Origin of the sequence: Burkholderia sp. SIMBA_051, assembly GCF_046534915.1 — a bacterium.
GTDB lineage: Bacteria > Pseudomonadota > Gammaproteobacteria > Burkholderiales > Burkholderiaceae > Burkholderia > Burkholderia ambifaria.
The window spans coordinates 1-13,852 of the sequence record NZ_JAWRXS010000008.1; the positions used below are offsets into that span (position 1 = coordinate 1).

Here is a 13,852-nt window from a genome sequence, read left to right on the forward strand (position 1 = left end):
TTCCTTGCGTTTGCGTGGCATAAAGTGGCTCCTTGGCCATCAGTTTATGCCTCACACACAAAGGTTCGGATAGGCTCGCTGAGGATCCATGTCGCTTGAGCCTCCATCGCCTAGCAATGCCCATCGATCAGTGACAGGATCATCATTATTGAACGCTTCAGGAATGTAACCTGCGTCAAGCGCCTTCTCAAATCGCCGAAGCCAATCGAGTACCGCTTGACCCGCTTCACCTTCACACAAAGCCAGCGCGTCGCGAGGCGCTCGCGCGACAATTAATTCAGCGAGCGTCTGCGCGGTCATGGTCGACGACATAACGATATCCCGTTCACCAGGAAGAACTCTTCCTTCACTGCCGGCGGTGTATCGATAGATCTCGTCATTGAATTTTCCTGGCGGATGAAACGCACAGCGCCAGTGCATTCCAGATGGCGCCACATACGGCAGGATCATCAGTCGACCATATCCATTTCGAATTAACCAGATGCCAGCACGCAAAACGGTTTGCGCGACGAGTCTCGTATCCATGTGATCGTCATTGATTTGTTGATAATTATCGAGAAATTCAGGAAGATAATTGGCGATTTCCTCATGCGAAATATATCGGTCAAACGCTTCGGCGTCGACGCGATGTTGATCAAAGAAAACTTGAGGCGCAATCAGGACCGTCTCAAAGTCTACATACATCCCGTACTTCGGATTATTGAGCCAATGCGCTGCTCGTGACTGGTATCGTTCTGGCTGCTCCGGCATAAATGAACCATTTTTGAGCTTATTCTCGATATGCAAAGCAAACGGCCCGCCATTCGGGCGCGAGAACACGACCAAAACGTCGGTTTCGCTCTGTACATATTTGACGACCGGCTCGCCACTCGCCAGATCAATAGCTACATGTGGATGAGTACCCCAAGGGTTGTCGCTGCGCGACCATTGGTACACGCCCCCGTCATTGGCGAATTTTGTCTGAGCGAGAAACCAGTTGGTAAACGCCCGGTTCGATTGGAACGCCTGCTCGATGCAACTGTCGAGTTGCTCCTCTTTGCTTTTGACCATATACCCCCCGATTTATTCGTTCAATCTACGGGCGCTCCGGACCTTTTGCCACACGCGACAGTAATGCGTTTGCAGGTCAATTCAATCCGTTTCTGGCGCATCACGCCTCATTTGACGGGGGCAAGATTCTAGCGAGCCTCGATGCTGTTTATATTCATCTATCAGAAACAATTTTATACACGATTGTTTGATTGTCAGCCTGTAACACATCGATTGAGAAATTTTGAAACCGAATTCTCGATGATGAGCTGAGGTCATATTTGACGCTTTGGTAGAACGCTGGCGCGGCATACCCTCCGCGGAACTCTCTGTAAGATACGTCGATGGTATTTCCAGATCGCCCTCCGTAGACGAGTTCTTGCCGTACGTAATCTTGTGAATATTCTTTGGATTCCCGCCATCCATCGGGTGAATTCAATATCCCAACCCAATGCCTAACGGTAGAGATCGAGCCGTTCTGATTCACAAGAAACGACTGTCCGATTGTGGCAGTTTGTTGCACCCCTACCGCGTATGACCTATAGGATTGCGATTCAATAACCGTCGATGCGCAACCTGAAAAACCCGCAGCGCACGTTGCCAATAACACAGCGCGCACGATAATCATGGTTTTTTTCACTATATCCCCCAATGAGTGCTAGAGAAAGTCACGAATAATTTCACCTAGATTTTCGACGTATGCCGGATAAGCTCTACTCGCTCGGCCGATTTACAGGTAGGAAGGCAAGCAAGTTTCAGGCCACTTCGCACCATTCGGCGTACGCCAAGTGACGTGAATGCCGTCGGTTGTTCGCCTCTGATGAAAGAGCAGGAAAGGTTTCACTATCGAATCATGTTCGACCGACAGAGAACGTTTGCAGGAATGGCTCTGCAGCGGTCAAAGAGTCAGCGAGTTCGATGGCGCGGACACGGGGAGAAGTGCGGATCGTTTTTTTACATCTGCACAAAGTGTTGCAAATGTGATTCGTTTCCTGTTGCTGCGTGGCTTCGGGCGTAATGACTTAGAGCTGACAACTAATATCGGAGGCATTCGTTGGCGGTTGGATGTGACACGTGGAGTTCTCGATGAAGCAATGCAGCCCAAGTGGGCGCTTCCGGATACCTCCCAGGTAGCGCTTCACCACCAACCCCCACCGCGTCATCAGCCGGCATGCCGCAACAACCCACGCAACGACTGTTCAGTTTCCGCACACATAACCACAAACGCCCCACGATCGCCGCAGCCCCGGCGGGTGGGAACAAACCCGGATACCCCCTTCCGCCGCCCCTGCCTACCCTCGCCCGCATTCCGGTCGACACCCAAGCCCCCAAGCAACACTCGATCCGGCCGATCCGAATTTCCCCAGGAGCGTAAATGGATAGCAGCACCAACACCGCACTGTTCGACGCCGACATCTGGCGCGGTAAGACTTTCACCGGACGCTGGCACGCGAGCGCGCTCTCGGCCGACGTAATCGAACCGGCGACCGGCACCCCGCTCGGCCGCATCGGCCTCGCCGACAGCGCAGCCATCGCCGACGCGTCGGCCGCCGCGCATCGCGCGCAGCCCGCATGGTTCGGCCTGCCGTACGACGAGCGTGCGGCGGTCCTGCGTCGCGCGGCGGCCGTCGCCGAAACGCACTTCGACGCAATCGTCGACTGGCTCGTGCGCGAAAGCGGCTCGACGCGCGCGAAGGCGTCGTTCGAAACGTCGGTCACGATCAAGGCACTGCACGAAGCGGCCGGGTTGCCGTCGCGCGCGGCCGGCGAGGTGCTGCCGTCGGCGGCCGGCCGGCTGTCGCTCGCGCGTCGCCGCCCGCGCGGCGTGGTCGGCGTGATCTCGCCGTTCAATTTCCCGCTGTACCTCGCGATGCGCGCGGTCGCGCCGGCGCTCGCGCTCGGCAACGCGGTCGTGCTGAAGCCCGATCCGCGCACCGCCGTGTGCGGCGGCGTCGCGATCGCGCGCGTGTTCGAACTCGCCGGCTTGCCGGCAGGCGTGTTGCACGTGCTGCCCGGCGACGGCGCGGCCGGTGCCGCGCTGGTCGCCGATCCGCATGTCGCGATGATCCAGTTCACCGGCTCCACCGCGGCCGGGCGCAAGGTCGGCGAAGCAGCGGGCCGCCATCTGAAGAAGGTGTCGCTGGAACTCGGCGGCAAGAATTCGCTGATCGTGCTCGACGATGCCGATCTCGACCGTGCGGTCGCGAACACCGCATGGGGCGCGTATCTGCATCAAGGCCAGATCTGCATGGCAACCGGCCGCGTGCTGGTGCAGCGCGCGATTCACGACCGCTTCGTCGCGAAGCTCGTCGAGAAGGCGCAAAGCCTGCGCGTCGGCGATCCGGCAAGTGGCGACGTCGGCCTCGGCCCGCTGATCAACGCCGCGCAACGCGACCATGCGGCGAGCGTGGTCGACGCGGCTCGTCGCGCCGGCGCACGCGTCGAGACGGGCGGCGGCCATCGCGACCTGTTCTTCGAGCCGACCGTGCTGAGCGGCGTCGCGCCGGGCAACCCGGCGTTCGACGAGGAAATCTTCGGGCCGGTCGCGATCGTCGTGCCGTTCGATACCGACGAAGACGCGATCGCGCTCGCGAACCGCACCGAATACGGGCTGTCGATGGCGATCCTGTCCGCCGACGTCGGCCGTGCGCTGAGGATCGGCGAGCGGCTGAATACCGGGCTGCTGCACATCAACGACCAGACGGTCAACGACGAAGCGATCAACCCGTTCGGCGGCGTCGGCGCATCGGGCAACGGCTCGAGCATCGGCGGTGCGGCAAACTGGGAAGAATTCACGCAGTGGCAGTGGCTGACGATCAAGGGCGCAGCGCCGCTGTATCCGATTTGACGAGGAAACCGATCATGTATACCGAAAACGATACGCGCGCCGTCACCGCGGCCGTCGCCCGCGCCGCCGGCGCGCCCTTCTCGATCGAACCGGCCCGGATCCGCGCGCCGCGCGGCGACGAGGTGCTGGTGCGCGTCGTCGCGACGGGCCTGTGCCACACCGACCTGATCGTGCGCGACCAGTACTATCCGGTGCCGCTGCCGGCCGTGCTCGGTCACGAAGGCGCCGGCGTGGTCGAGGCCGTCGGCCCGAACGTGAAGACGCTCGCTGCCGGCGATCACGTCGTGCTCACCTACGGCGCGTGCGGCCATTGCGCGTCGTGCGTCGGCGGTCACGGCGCATATTGCCGGCAGTTCTTCGCGCTGAACTTCGGCGGTGCCGATGCCGACGGACAGACGGCGATCCGCGACGCAGCCGGCGAACCGCTGCACGATCATTTCTTCGCGCAGTCGTCGTTCGCGAGCTACGCGCTCGCGCGCGAGAACAACGCGATCAAGGTGCCGAAGGAAGCGCCGCTCGAACTGCTCGGCCCGCTCGGCTGCGGGATCCAGACCGGCGCGGGCGCGGTGATCAATTCGCTCGCGGTACGCACGGGCAGCAGCTTCGCGAGCTTCGGCGCCGGCGCGGTCGGCATGAGCGCCGTGATGGCCGCGCGCATTGCCGGCGCGACGACCATCATCGCCGTCGACATCGTGCCGTCGCGGCTCGCGCTGGCGCTGGAGCTCGGCGCGACGCACGCGCTCAATAGCAAGGAAGTCGACGTCGTCGACGCGATCCGCGAGATCACCGGCGGCGGCGTCGACTACGCGCTCGAATCGACGGGGCTGCCGGCCGTGCTGTCGCAAGGGATCGACGCGCTCGGCTCGCGCGGCACGATGGGCGTGGTCGGCGCGCCGAAGCTCGGCACGAAGGCCGAATTCGACGTGAACAGCCTGCTGCTCGGCGGCCACACGATCCGCGGGATCGTCGAAGGCGACAGCGTGCCGCAGACCTTCATTCCGCAACTCGTGCAGCTGCATCTGCAAGGCCGGTTCCCCTTCGACCGGCTGGTGAAGTTCTATCCGCTCGAGCAGATCAACCAGGCCGCCGCGGACAGCAGCAGCGGCATCACGCTCAAACCGATCCTGCGCTTGCCGCATTGAGTGCGGGGTGCCGCCGGCGGCACCCCGATGCAAATCGGCGGCACGCGGCGTGCACCCTTGCACGGCACGACGATACCCCGCTTCGGGCACCGGGCTATATTACGCATTCGCGCGACACGCCGGCCGGCATGCCCGGCCCGGCCATTCGACCCACATGGAGCGCATGTGTGAATACAGCCCCTGAATCTCCTGCACGGCTGGTCGACCTCGACCGGCTCCGCGCCCGGTTCGCGGCGGGCGAGCCGCTGCCCGAAACTGCTCTGCCGGCCAGCGTCGCGCGCTCGTGGCTGCGTTCGCGCGACGCCGGCCTGCGGCCATGGCAACACGCCCGCTATGAAATGCAGCGCGAGCTCGACGAATCGCGCGCGGACCGGCGGCTCTACCGTTGCGTCGCGCAGGAGATCGAGCCGCTGTGGGCCGCGTTCGGCGGCCGCGAGTGGACGATCTTCTGCGTCAATCCGCGCGGCACGATCGTGCATGCGCGGCGCAGCCCGCAATGCGACGACGCGCTGCTGACGCCGATCGTCGCCGGCCGCCGGATCGTCGAACCGAACATCGGCACGACCGCGCCGAGCTGCGTGATTCACGATGGCGCCGAGGCCGTCGTCGCGGGCGCCCAGCACTATCTCGACGAGTTCTCGCGGGTATTCTGCCTCGCGGTGCCGCTGGTCGGCCTCGACGGTGAAGTGATCGGCGCGCTCGACATCACCGGCATCGGCCGGCGCAACGTCGCGCAGCTGCGCGAGCAGTTCCGGCACGCGGCGCTGTCCGCCGAGCAGCGGCTGTATGCGATGTTGCGCGACTGCCATCTGCTGCAGGTCCAGCACGATCCGCGCTGGCTCGGCACGCCGCTCGCCGGCGTCATCGCACTCGACGAAGCGGGCCGCGTGCGCGCGGTGAGCCGGCTTGCACGGCAGATGCTCGATCTCGCGCCCGCAGGGCCGGTCGCGCCGTATGACCTCCGGCAACTGTTTCCCGGCGCGACGCCCGCGCAACAGCGTCGTTTACTGACACCGGCGCGCACGCCGCAGCGAATCGCGCGCGACGATGGTAGCCACCTATGGGTGCGCACGCTGCGCGCGCCGCTCGATCGGGCGACGATGTCGCGCCACGCCGATGTGCTCGAAGACGCCGCCGATGTGTGCACCGCGGCGCCGGCCGCGAGCCCGCAGGCAAGCCTGCACGAACAGTCGCTCGAAGCCATCCGCCGCGCGCTCCGCGAACACGACGGCAATGTGTCGGCGGCCGCGCGGCAACTCGGCATTTCACGCACGACGCTGTACGCGAAGCTCAGGCGGCTCGAAGCTGCGGGGATTGGGACTGACGGGCTGCATTGACGCGGCGTGCAACGTGCGGCGTGCAACGTGCGGCGTGCAGCGTGCAGCGTGCAGCGTGCAGCGTGCAGCGTGCAGTGTGCGGTGTGCGGTGTGCGGTGTGCGGTGTGCAACGTGCGGCGATGGGCATGAAACGATGGCGGCCACGCCATCGCCCTACCCGATTCCTTGCGAACCCGATCGCCGCCGTCGCATCCCCCGTCGCGAACCGCTTGCTCGGGTATTCGCTGGATCAGGGAACGGACCCGCCGCCGCGATCGTCGAGCACGACAGGTTAATGCCGCCATTGCGGCGTGATCATCGATCGTCGGCGCGACGCTGAATCGGCCCGCTACGCCACCGCCCGCCGCTCATGCAGCCGCAACGCGGCCCACGCGATCCCGGCCGAGAAGATCCCGACCACCCCGCCGAACGTGCCGATCCACGGCAGCCCGAACGCGCCGGCGATATGGTTGCCGAGCAGCGCGCCGGCGCCGATCCCGACGTTGTACAGCCCGGAAAAGATCGACACGGCGAGATCGGTCGCCTCGGGCGCCAGCTTCAGCACCCACGCCTGCATCGCGAGACCGAAGCAGACGATCGCGCCGCCCCACACCAGCGTGTGAACGGAAAGCGTGACGATGTTCAGCGCGCTCGGGAACAGGATCAGCAGACAGGCCGACAACGCGATGATCGACGCGATCAGGAAATCGGCCGGCCGCTCCGGAAACACGCGATTGAAGCAGAGCGCGGCCGGCACGCCGGCGACGCCGAACAGGATCAGCACGTAGGTAATCCGGCTGCTGCTCGCATGATTGACGCTCTGCACGAACGGCTCGATATACGTGTACGACGTGAAGTGCGCGGAGATCACCAGCACGGTGATCGCGTACAGCGCCACCAGCGCCGGCTTGCGCAGGAACGTGCCGATGCTCGCGAGCGAGCCGGCGCCCTCGCTGGGGAGCGTCGGCAGCGTCATGCGCAGCGCCAGCAACGCGACGGCCGCCGCGCCGCCGATCACGAGGAACGTGACGCGCCAGCCGAGCGCCTCGCCGATCACGCGCCCGAGCGGAATGCCGGCGACCATCGCGGTCGCCGTGCCCATCGCGAGCAGGCCGAGCGCGCGGCTTTTGCGGTCGCGCGGCGCGAGCCGCACGGCCAGCGGGACGGAAATCGACCAGAACACCGCGTGCGCGCACGCGATGCCGAGCCGGCCGAGCATCAGCACGGTGAAATCCCACGCGACGCCGGTGAGGACATGGCTGCCGATGAACACCAGCAACGCGCAGCTCAGCAGCTTGCGGCGCTCGACGTGACGCGTGACGAACGTCAGCGGCAGCGACACGACGGCGACGGCCCACGCGTAGATCGTCAGCATTAGGCCGACGGCGGTCGGCTGCATCTGCAGGCTGTCGCCGATCGCGCTCAGCAGCGCGACGGGCACGAATTCGGTGGTATTGAAGATGAAGGCAGTGAGTGCCAGGGCCAGAACGCCCCACCACGACTGTTCGGAACTGACGGCGTCCGGGGTTGCCATACGGGAATTCGACGAAGGTTGGCGGCGCGGGCAGCCGGCCCGGCGCATCGGCGCGATTGTACCAGCGGCGCTTGAAACGCCGCTGCCGGCCGCGATGCGCGAACACGGCAATGACACGGCCGTGCGCCGATAATGTGTCGAATCCGCTTTCCCCGAACGAATCGCCCGAACGCCATCGGGCCAGGAGATTTACATGCGCATTGAAACGTCATTTCTGTTCGATCTCGACGGCACGCTCGTCGACAGCGTCTATCAGCACGTGCTCGCGTGGAAGGAAGCGCTCGACGCCGAGGGCATCGAGCTGTCGGTGTGGCGCATCCACCGCAAGATCGGGATGAGCGGCGGCCTGTTCCTGAACCAGCTGCTGCGCGAGACGGCCGGCGACATCGACGCCGAGCGCGTCGAGCGGCTCGCGCGGCTGCATGCGGCCGCGTACCAGCGGCTGCGCGCGCAGGTCCGGCCGCTGCCGGGCGCACGCGAGTTGCTGGCCGCGCTGACGAACGCCGGCATTCGCTGGGCAATCGCGACCAGCGGGCGAATGGAAACCGCCGCGATCAATCTGGAGGCGCTCGGCGTCGATCCGGAGAAGAACGTGGTCGTCACGCGCGATCAGGTCAAGTACGCGAAGCCCGATCCCGACCTGTTCCTGACCGCCGCCGCGAAACTGAACGTGCCGATCGAACATACGGTCGTGGTCGGCGACAGTATCTGGGACATGCTCGCCGCGAGCCGCTGCCGGGCGCTCGGCGTCGGGCTGCTGTCGGGCGGTTACGGCAGCGACGAGCTCGAACGCGCGGGCGCGCTGCGCGTGTATGACGATCCGGCGGATCTGCTGTGGCATCTGGATGAGATCGCGGCGCGGCCGTAACGCCTGAATCGTCCGGCCGACCCGCATCGGCCGGGTCCCAGCGATCGCCTTCCCCGGCTTCGTTCCCCTCGGCGGGCACGCGCCTCCATGCCGGACGCGCGTGCGAACACCGTGCCGGTGGAATCAATCGTCGTCGACGCGCTTGTCGACCAGATAGCGCCCGCGCTCCACGCCCGCCCGCAGCGCCTCGTCCTCGGTCAGCCACTCCGTGCCGGCCGGCTCGGGTACGTACAACTCGATGCGCGCGCCGTCGACATACACCTGCACCTCGTCGTCCCACGCACCCCGCGCGTTGCGGCGCGCCCATACGCGAATCTCGTGGCCGCGATACGGGTCGCGAACCTGTGCGTCCTGTTGATGTTGCATCCTGGCCCCCTGTACTTATCTGCGATGAAGATGCAAAAAATGCGCGCCGCATGATCGCCGCGCGCGCCGTCGGGCCCGCGCGCACGCGGCGTGCCCGGTATCGGCCGATCCGGCACGGGCCTTGCGTCCCTATTGAGCAGCGAACCGCGTATCGAACCGGTATCGACCCGCTCCAGTACGCCAAACAAAAGGAGGCCACGATGATCGGCCATCTCGAACTCCTCGGACGCCTGCTGCTCGCCGCGCTGCTCGGCAGCGTGATCGGACTCGAACGCGAGCGCCTCAACTGGGCCGCCGGCTTGCGCACCCACATGCTGGTATGCGTCGGCTCGGCACTCGTGATGCTCGTCTCCACGTTCGGCTTCGAAGACGTACACGGCCAGAGCGGCGTCGTGCTCGACCCGTCACGGGTCGCCGCACAGGTGGTATCGGGCATCGGCTTTCTCGGCGCCGGCTCGATCCTGCTGCGCGGCGAAGTCGTGCGCGGGCTGACGACCGCCGCGAGCCTGTGGGCGGTGGCTGGTGTCGGTCTCGCGGTTGGCGGCGGCATGTACGTTGCGTCGCTCGGCGCGACCGTGATCGTCCTCGTGATCCTGGCGGGCGTGAAGCCGCTCGAGCGCCGCTTCATCACCCAGCGGCAGCAGCGCACGCTGCGGCTCGTCGTCCAGCGCGGCGGCCTGACGCTCGGCAAGCTGCACGACACGCTCGGCACCGACCGCGTGCGCGTGAAGCGATTCATCGTCCAGCAGTCGGACGACGATCCGGACACGGACGACATCTCGGTGTCGTTCTCGCGCACGAGCGGCGCGGAATTTGCGGCGATCTGCGCGGCGCTGCAAAACCTCGCCGGCGTACGGACCTGTCGCCCCGATACTTCTTCAAGGAGTTTTGCGTGACTCAGACCGACCTGCTCTCCTACCTCGTAACGAGCCAGCTGACGGCGCGCATGCGCGGCGGCGCGTGGATGACGACCAGCCAGACGGTCGGCGCGCTGCGCGCGTGGCTCGCGTGCCATCACGCCGAATGCGGCTGGCTCGACCGGATCAGGATCGCGGACGCGTCCGCCACGATTGCACAAGGCATCTACGAGATCGCGTGCGCGTACGGCGATCCGGACAGCGGCGAACGCATCCGGCTCGACGCCGATTCACCGGAACTGCAGGCGCTGCGCGCGCGTTGCGACGTGCTGCTGCAACGCATCGACGGCGACCGGGACGTCGACGCCCGATGATCGTGCCGGGACGCATGACGCGCGCCAGCGTCGCGACGGCGCGCTCCGATGGCGCGACAGCCGACCCGTCGCGCACGGACGAGCCGCTGCGCCACGGGCTGCTCGAGCGCGGGCGCAACTGCGACACGATCCGCCATGCCGATCGCTTCGCGATGCTGGTGGACGGCGACGCGTATTTCGCGACGCTGCGTGCCGCGCTGCTCCGGGCGCGCCATACGGTGTTCATCGTCGGCTGGGACGTCGACAGCCGCATGCACCTGCCGCCTGCCGACCCCGGCGACGGCCTGCCCGACACGCTCGCCGCCTTTCTGCACGCGCTGGCATCGTCGCGGCACAACCTGCGCATCTACGTACTCGCGTGGGACTTCGCGATGATCTATGCGCTCGAGCGCGACTGGCCGCCGGTCTATCGCGCCGCGTGGCGCGCGCATCGCGGCATCCGGTTCCGGCTCGACGACACGCATCCGCGCGGCGCATCGCATCACCAGAAGCTCGTCGTGATCGACGACCGCCTCGCGTTCGTCGGCGGGCTCGACCTGACGCGCGCACGCTGGGATACGCCCGCGCACGCGGCCGACGATCCGCGGCGCCGCGACGCGCACGGGATGCCGTACGGGCCGTTTCACGACGTGCAGGCGATGTTCGACGGCGACGCGGCCGCCGCGATCGGCAAGCAGGCGCGCGCGCGCTGGTTCAATGCATGCGGGCGTCCGATCGCGATCCGCGCGCAGCGGCATCTCGATCGTGAGGAAGACGTCGATCCGTGGCCGCCCGATGCGCGCGTCGACCTGCGCGACGTGCGGCTCGGCATTGCCTACACGGCGCCGCGCCACCGCGATCGCGAACCGGTGCGGCAGGTGTCCGCGCTCGTCGAGGACACGATCCGCGCCGCGCGCCGGCACCTGTATATCGAGAACCAGTATTTCACCGCGGCGGTGGTGCGCGAAACGCTGTCCGAGCGGCTCGCCGATCCGGAGGGGCCCGACGTGACGGTCGTCGCACCGCGCGTGCAGAGCGGCTGGCTGCAGGAAGCGACGATGGGCGTGCTGCGCGCGCGGCTGCATGGCACGCTCAAGGCCGCCGACCGCTTCGACCGTTACCGGCTGCTGTATCCGCATGTCGACGGGCTCGGCGACGCATGCGTGAACGTGCACAGCAAGATCGCGATCGCCGACGACGAATGCATCGTGATCGGCAGCGCGAACCTCAATAACCGTTCGATGGTGCTCGACACCGAATGCTGCATCGCGCTCGTCGCGGCCGGCGAGCCGCGCATCCGCACCGCGATTGCCGGCCTGCGCGACCGGCTGCTGGCCGAACATCTCGACACGACACCGGCCGAGATTGCCGCCGCGCTCGCGCATGACGAACGTCCGAATACCGTGCTCGACCGGTTGCGCGACAAGCCCGGCCGCACGCTGCGCACGCTCGAGCCGGTCGTGACGCCGCAACTCGACGCGCTGGTGCCGGTCAGCGCGCGGCTCGACCCCGAGCAGCCGATCGAGCCGGACCGCTTCGTCCGCGAGTTCGTGCCGCGCGAGCAGCACCGCGTGCTGACCGCGCGCTTCTTCGTGCTCGGCGCGGCCGTGCTGCTGGTCGCGGCGCTCGCGCTCGCGTGGCGCTTCTCGCCGCTCGGCAAGGAGCTGAACATCGCGTCGCTCGCACGAATGGCCGCTCACGCCGCGCAGCTGCCCGGTGCGCCCGCGTTGCTGCTGGCCGGCTACGTGATCGCGGCGACGCTGTCGGTGCCGATCACGCTGCTGATCACGGTGACGGGCCTGGTGTTCGGCGCGTGGCCGGGCTTCGCGTATGCGGCGCTCGGCACGATGGCGGCCGCCGCCACGACCTACGGGATCGGACACTGGCTCGGGCGCGACGCGGTGCGCCGGCTCGCCGGCGCGCGCGCGAACCGGCTCAGCGAACACCTCGGCCGGCGCGGCGTAGTCGCGATGGCCGTGCTGCGGCTGCTGCCGATCGCGCCGTTTACGGTCGTGAACCTGGTCGCCGGCGCATCGCACATCGGCCTGCGCGACTATCTGGTCGGCACCGCGATCGGGATGCTGCCCGGTATCGTGCTGACCGTCACGTTCGCGCACCAACTGACCGCCGCGTTCAGCCATCCGGGGCCCGGCGCGTTCGCGTGGCTCGCGGCGATTGGCGCCGTGCTGGTCGGCGTGTCGGTGCTGCTCGTCAGGGTGCTGCGACGATGGCGCTGAGCGTGCAACCGGCCCCGCCGCCGGACATCGTCACGTCCGACGGCCCGCCCCCCGCCGCACCGGGCGGGCGCGACCTGCGGATCGCGACGTACAACATCCGCGGCGGCTACGGCAAGTGGCACACACGCGCGGCCCACCGGATCGCGCAGGTGATTCACGAACTCGACGCGGACGTGATCGCGCTGCAGGAAGTGCCGCTCGGCGGCACGCACGCGCCCGACGTGCTCGCGCATCTGCGCGACGCCACCGGCATGCACGCAGTGGCCGGCCCGACCATCGACACCCCCGAGCGCCGCTACGGCAACGCGGTGCTGTCGCGCTGCCCGATTCGCGCGGCGCGCACGCTGGACCTGTCGTTTCACCAGCGCGAGCCGCGCGGCGCGCTCGATGCGGACATCGACAGCAGCGCGGGCATGATCCGCGTGGTCGCGACCCACCTGGGGCTGTCGGCGAGCGAGCGCAGCGCGCAGGTGCAGCGGCTGCTCGCCGCGTTCGACACCGGCGCGATGCCGGTGATCCTGATGGGCGACATCAACGAATGGTTCGTGCGCGGTCGCGCGCTGCGGGCGCTCGTCACGCGGTTCCGGCGCGCGCCGGCGCCGCGTACGTTCCCGACGCTGTACCCGGTGTTCTCGCTCGACCGGATCTGGATCCATCCCGGCGAGTGGCTGGTCGACGTGAACGTGCATCGCAGCATGCGCGCGCGGCGTGCGTCCGATCACTACCCGCTCGTCGCGCGCATGCGTGCGACGCCGGGCACGCCGCTTGCGCGACGAGCGCCCCACCCTGACGAAACCTGACGGAGCTTGCCGATGCGAACCGACGAACTCGCCGGAACCGCCCTCGATTACTGGTGCGCACGCGCGTTGTGCGCGGATGATGAAGACACGCTGTGCTTCACGGCCGTCGACCCGAAGGTGATCCTGACCGGCGCGTGCGACGCGTTGCGACGCCTGGACGCGCATTTCGCGCCGTCGGCGTCGTGGGCCGATGCGGGTGCGGTGCTTGAGCGCGTGGCCGACCTGCGGATCGTGCGGCGCGGCGACGGCGTCGAATGCGACGCCAGCTTCATCGACGGCCCGTCGACCTGCGCGGCACGCGCGCCGGACGTGCGCACCGCGGTGCTGCGCGCGTTCGTGCGTGCGCGCTTCGGCGACGAGGTGGACGCTCCGCCGTCGTTCGCGCACCGGATCGAGCATGGGGCGGCGGTGCGCTACGACCCGGGGGTGCCGATTCCGGAAGCGGACGATGATGCGGCGACGGGAGACAGTTCGGATATTCGGTCGATTCCGCGGATGTGAG

Annotated in this window: 12 protein-coding genes; 9 read left to right on the plus strand and 3 right to left on the minus strand. The window is 67.0% G+C overall.

The features are described 5' to 3' along the window. Positions 1-51: 51 nt before the first annotated feature. On the minus strand, positions 52-1,050 hold the full coding sequence (locus tag SB771_RS20315) for a hypothetical protein (protein WP_410721814.1): 999 nt from the start codon (positions 1,048-1,050) through the stop codon (positions 52-54). Between the two features lie 1,354 nt (positions 1,051-2,404). Here SB771_RS20315 and SB771_RS20320 point away from each other — a divergent pair. The 3 genes from SB771_RS20320 (at position 2,405) to SB771_RS20330 (ending at position 6,356) form a co-directional block, all read left to right on the plus strand. Then, entirely contained in the window at positions 2,405-3,877 is a 1,473-nt protein-coding gene (locus SB771_RS20320) for a benzaldehyde dehydrogenase (RefSeq protein WP_175661236.1), read from the plus strand. A gap of 14 nt (positions 3,878-3,891) precedes the next feature. Next, the gene (locus tag SB771_RS20325) at positions 3,892-5,019 is read left to right on the plus strand and encodes an NAD(P)-dependent alcohol dehydrogenase (protein ID WP_175661235.1); all 1,128 of its coding nucleotides are present in this window, start codon (positions 3,892-3,894) and stop codon (positions 5,017-5,019) included. 167 nt (positions 5,020-5,186) lie between these two features. Next, positions 5,187-6,356 (plus strand): helix-turn-helix domain-containing protein, encoded by a 1,170-nt coding sequence (locus SB771_RS20330; protein WP_175661234.1) that lies wholly within the window; start codon positions 5,187-5,189, stop codon positions 6,354-6,356. Positions 6,357-6,684: 328 nt separating this feature from the next. Here the strand turns inward: SB771_RS20330 and SB771_RS20335 are convergent, their stop codons facing one another. Then, positions 6,685-7,869, minus strand: a complete 1,185-nt coding sequence (locus SB771_RS20335; protein WP_175661233.1) for a sugar transporter — start codon at positions 7,867-7,869, stop codon at positions 6,685-6,687. Positions 7,870-8,062: 193 nt separating this feature from the next. On the opposite strand from SB771_RS20335, the gene SB771_RS20340 reads away from it, so the two are divergent. Next, positions 8,063-8,737, plus strand: a complete 675-nt coding sequence (locus SB771_RS20340; protein ID WP_105832417.1) for an HAD family hydrolase — start codon at positions 8,063-8,065, stop codon at positions 8,735-8,737. 123 nt (positions 8,738-8,860) lie between these two features. Here the strand turns inward: SB771_RS20340 and SB771_RS20345 are convergent, their stop codons facing one another. Then, a complete protein-coding gene (locus SB771_RS20345) occupies positions 8,861-9,103 on the minus strand; it encodes a DUF6566 family protein (protein WP_011660491.1) in 243 nt (80 codons plus the stop codon). 200 nt (positions 9,104-9,303) lie between these two features. Between SB771_RS20345 and SB771_RS20350 the strand changes: the two genes are divergently transcribed. The 5 genes from SB771_RS20350 to SB771_RS20370 are packed head-to-tail and all read left to right on the plus strand — an operon-like array spanning position 9,304 to position 13,851. Continuing rightward, positions 9,304-9,999, plus strand: coding sequence for an MgtC/SapB family protein (locus tag SB771_RS20350; RefSeq protein WP_011660492.1), 696 nt, complete (start codon positions 9,304-9,306; stop codon positions 9,997-9,999). Then, on the plus strand, positions 9,996-10,334 hold the full coding sequence (locus SB771_RS20355; protein ID WP_012372629.1) for a hypothetical protein: 339 nt from the start codon (positions 9,996-9,998) through the stop codon (positions 10,332-10,334). The genes SB771_RS20350 and SB771_RS20355 overlap by 4 nt, the downstream gene beginning before the upstream one ends. Beyond that, positions 10,331-12,550, plus strand: a complete 2,220-nt coding sequence (locus SB771_RS20360) for a VTT domain-containing protein (protein ID WP_175705046.1) — start codon at positions 10,331-10,333, stop codon at positions 12,548-12,550. The genes SB771_RS20355 and SB771_RS20360 overlap by 4 nt, the downstream gene beginning before the upstream one ends. Further along, complete coding sequence (locus tag SB771_RS20365; RefSeq protein ID WP_105832414.1) at positions 12,541-13,350, plus strand: endonuclease/exonuclease/phosphatase family protein; 810 nt, start codon at positions 12,541-12,543, stop codon at positions 13,348-13,350. Before SB771_RS20360 ends, SB771_RS20365 begins: the two co-directional genes overlap by 10 nt. Before the next feature lie 12 nt (positions 13,351-13,362). Beyond that, a complete protein-coding gene (locus SB771_RS20370) occupies positions 13,363-13,851 on the plus strand; it encodes a phage protein NinX family protein (protein ID WP_175661231.1) in 489 nt (162 codons plus the stop codon). Position 13,852 lies beyond the last annotated feature (1 nt).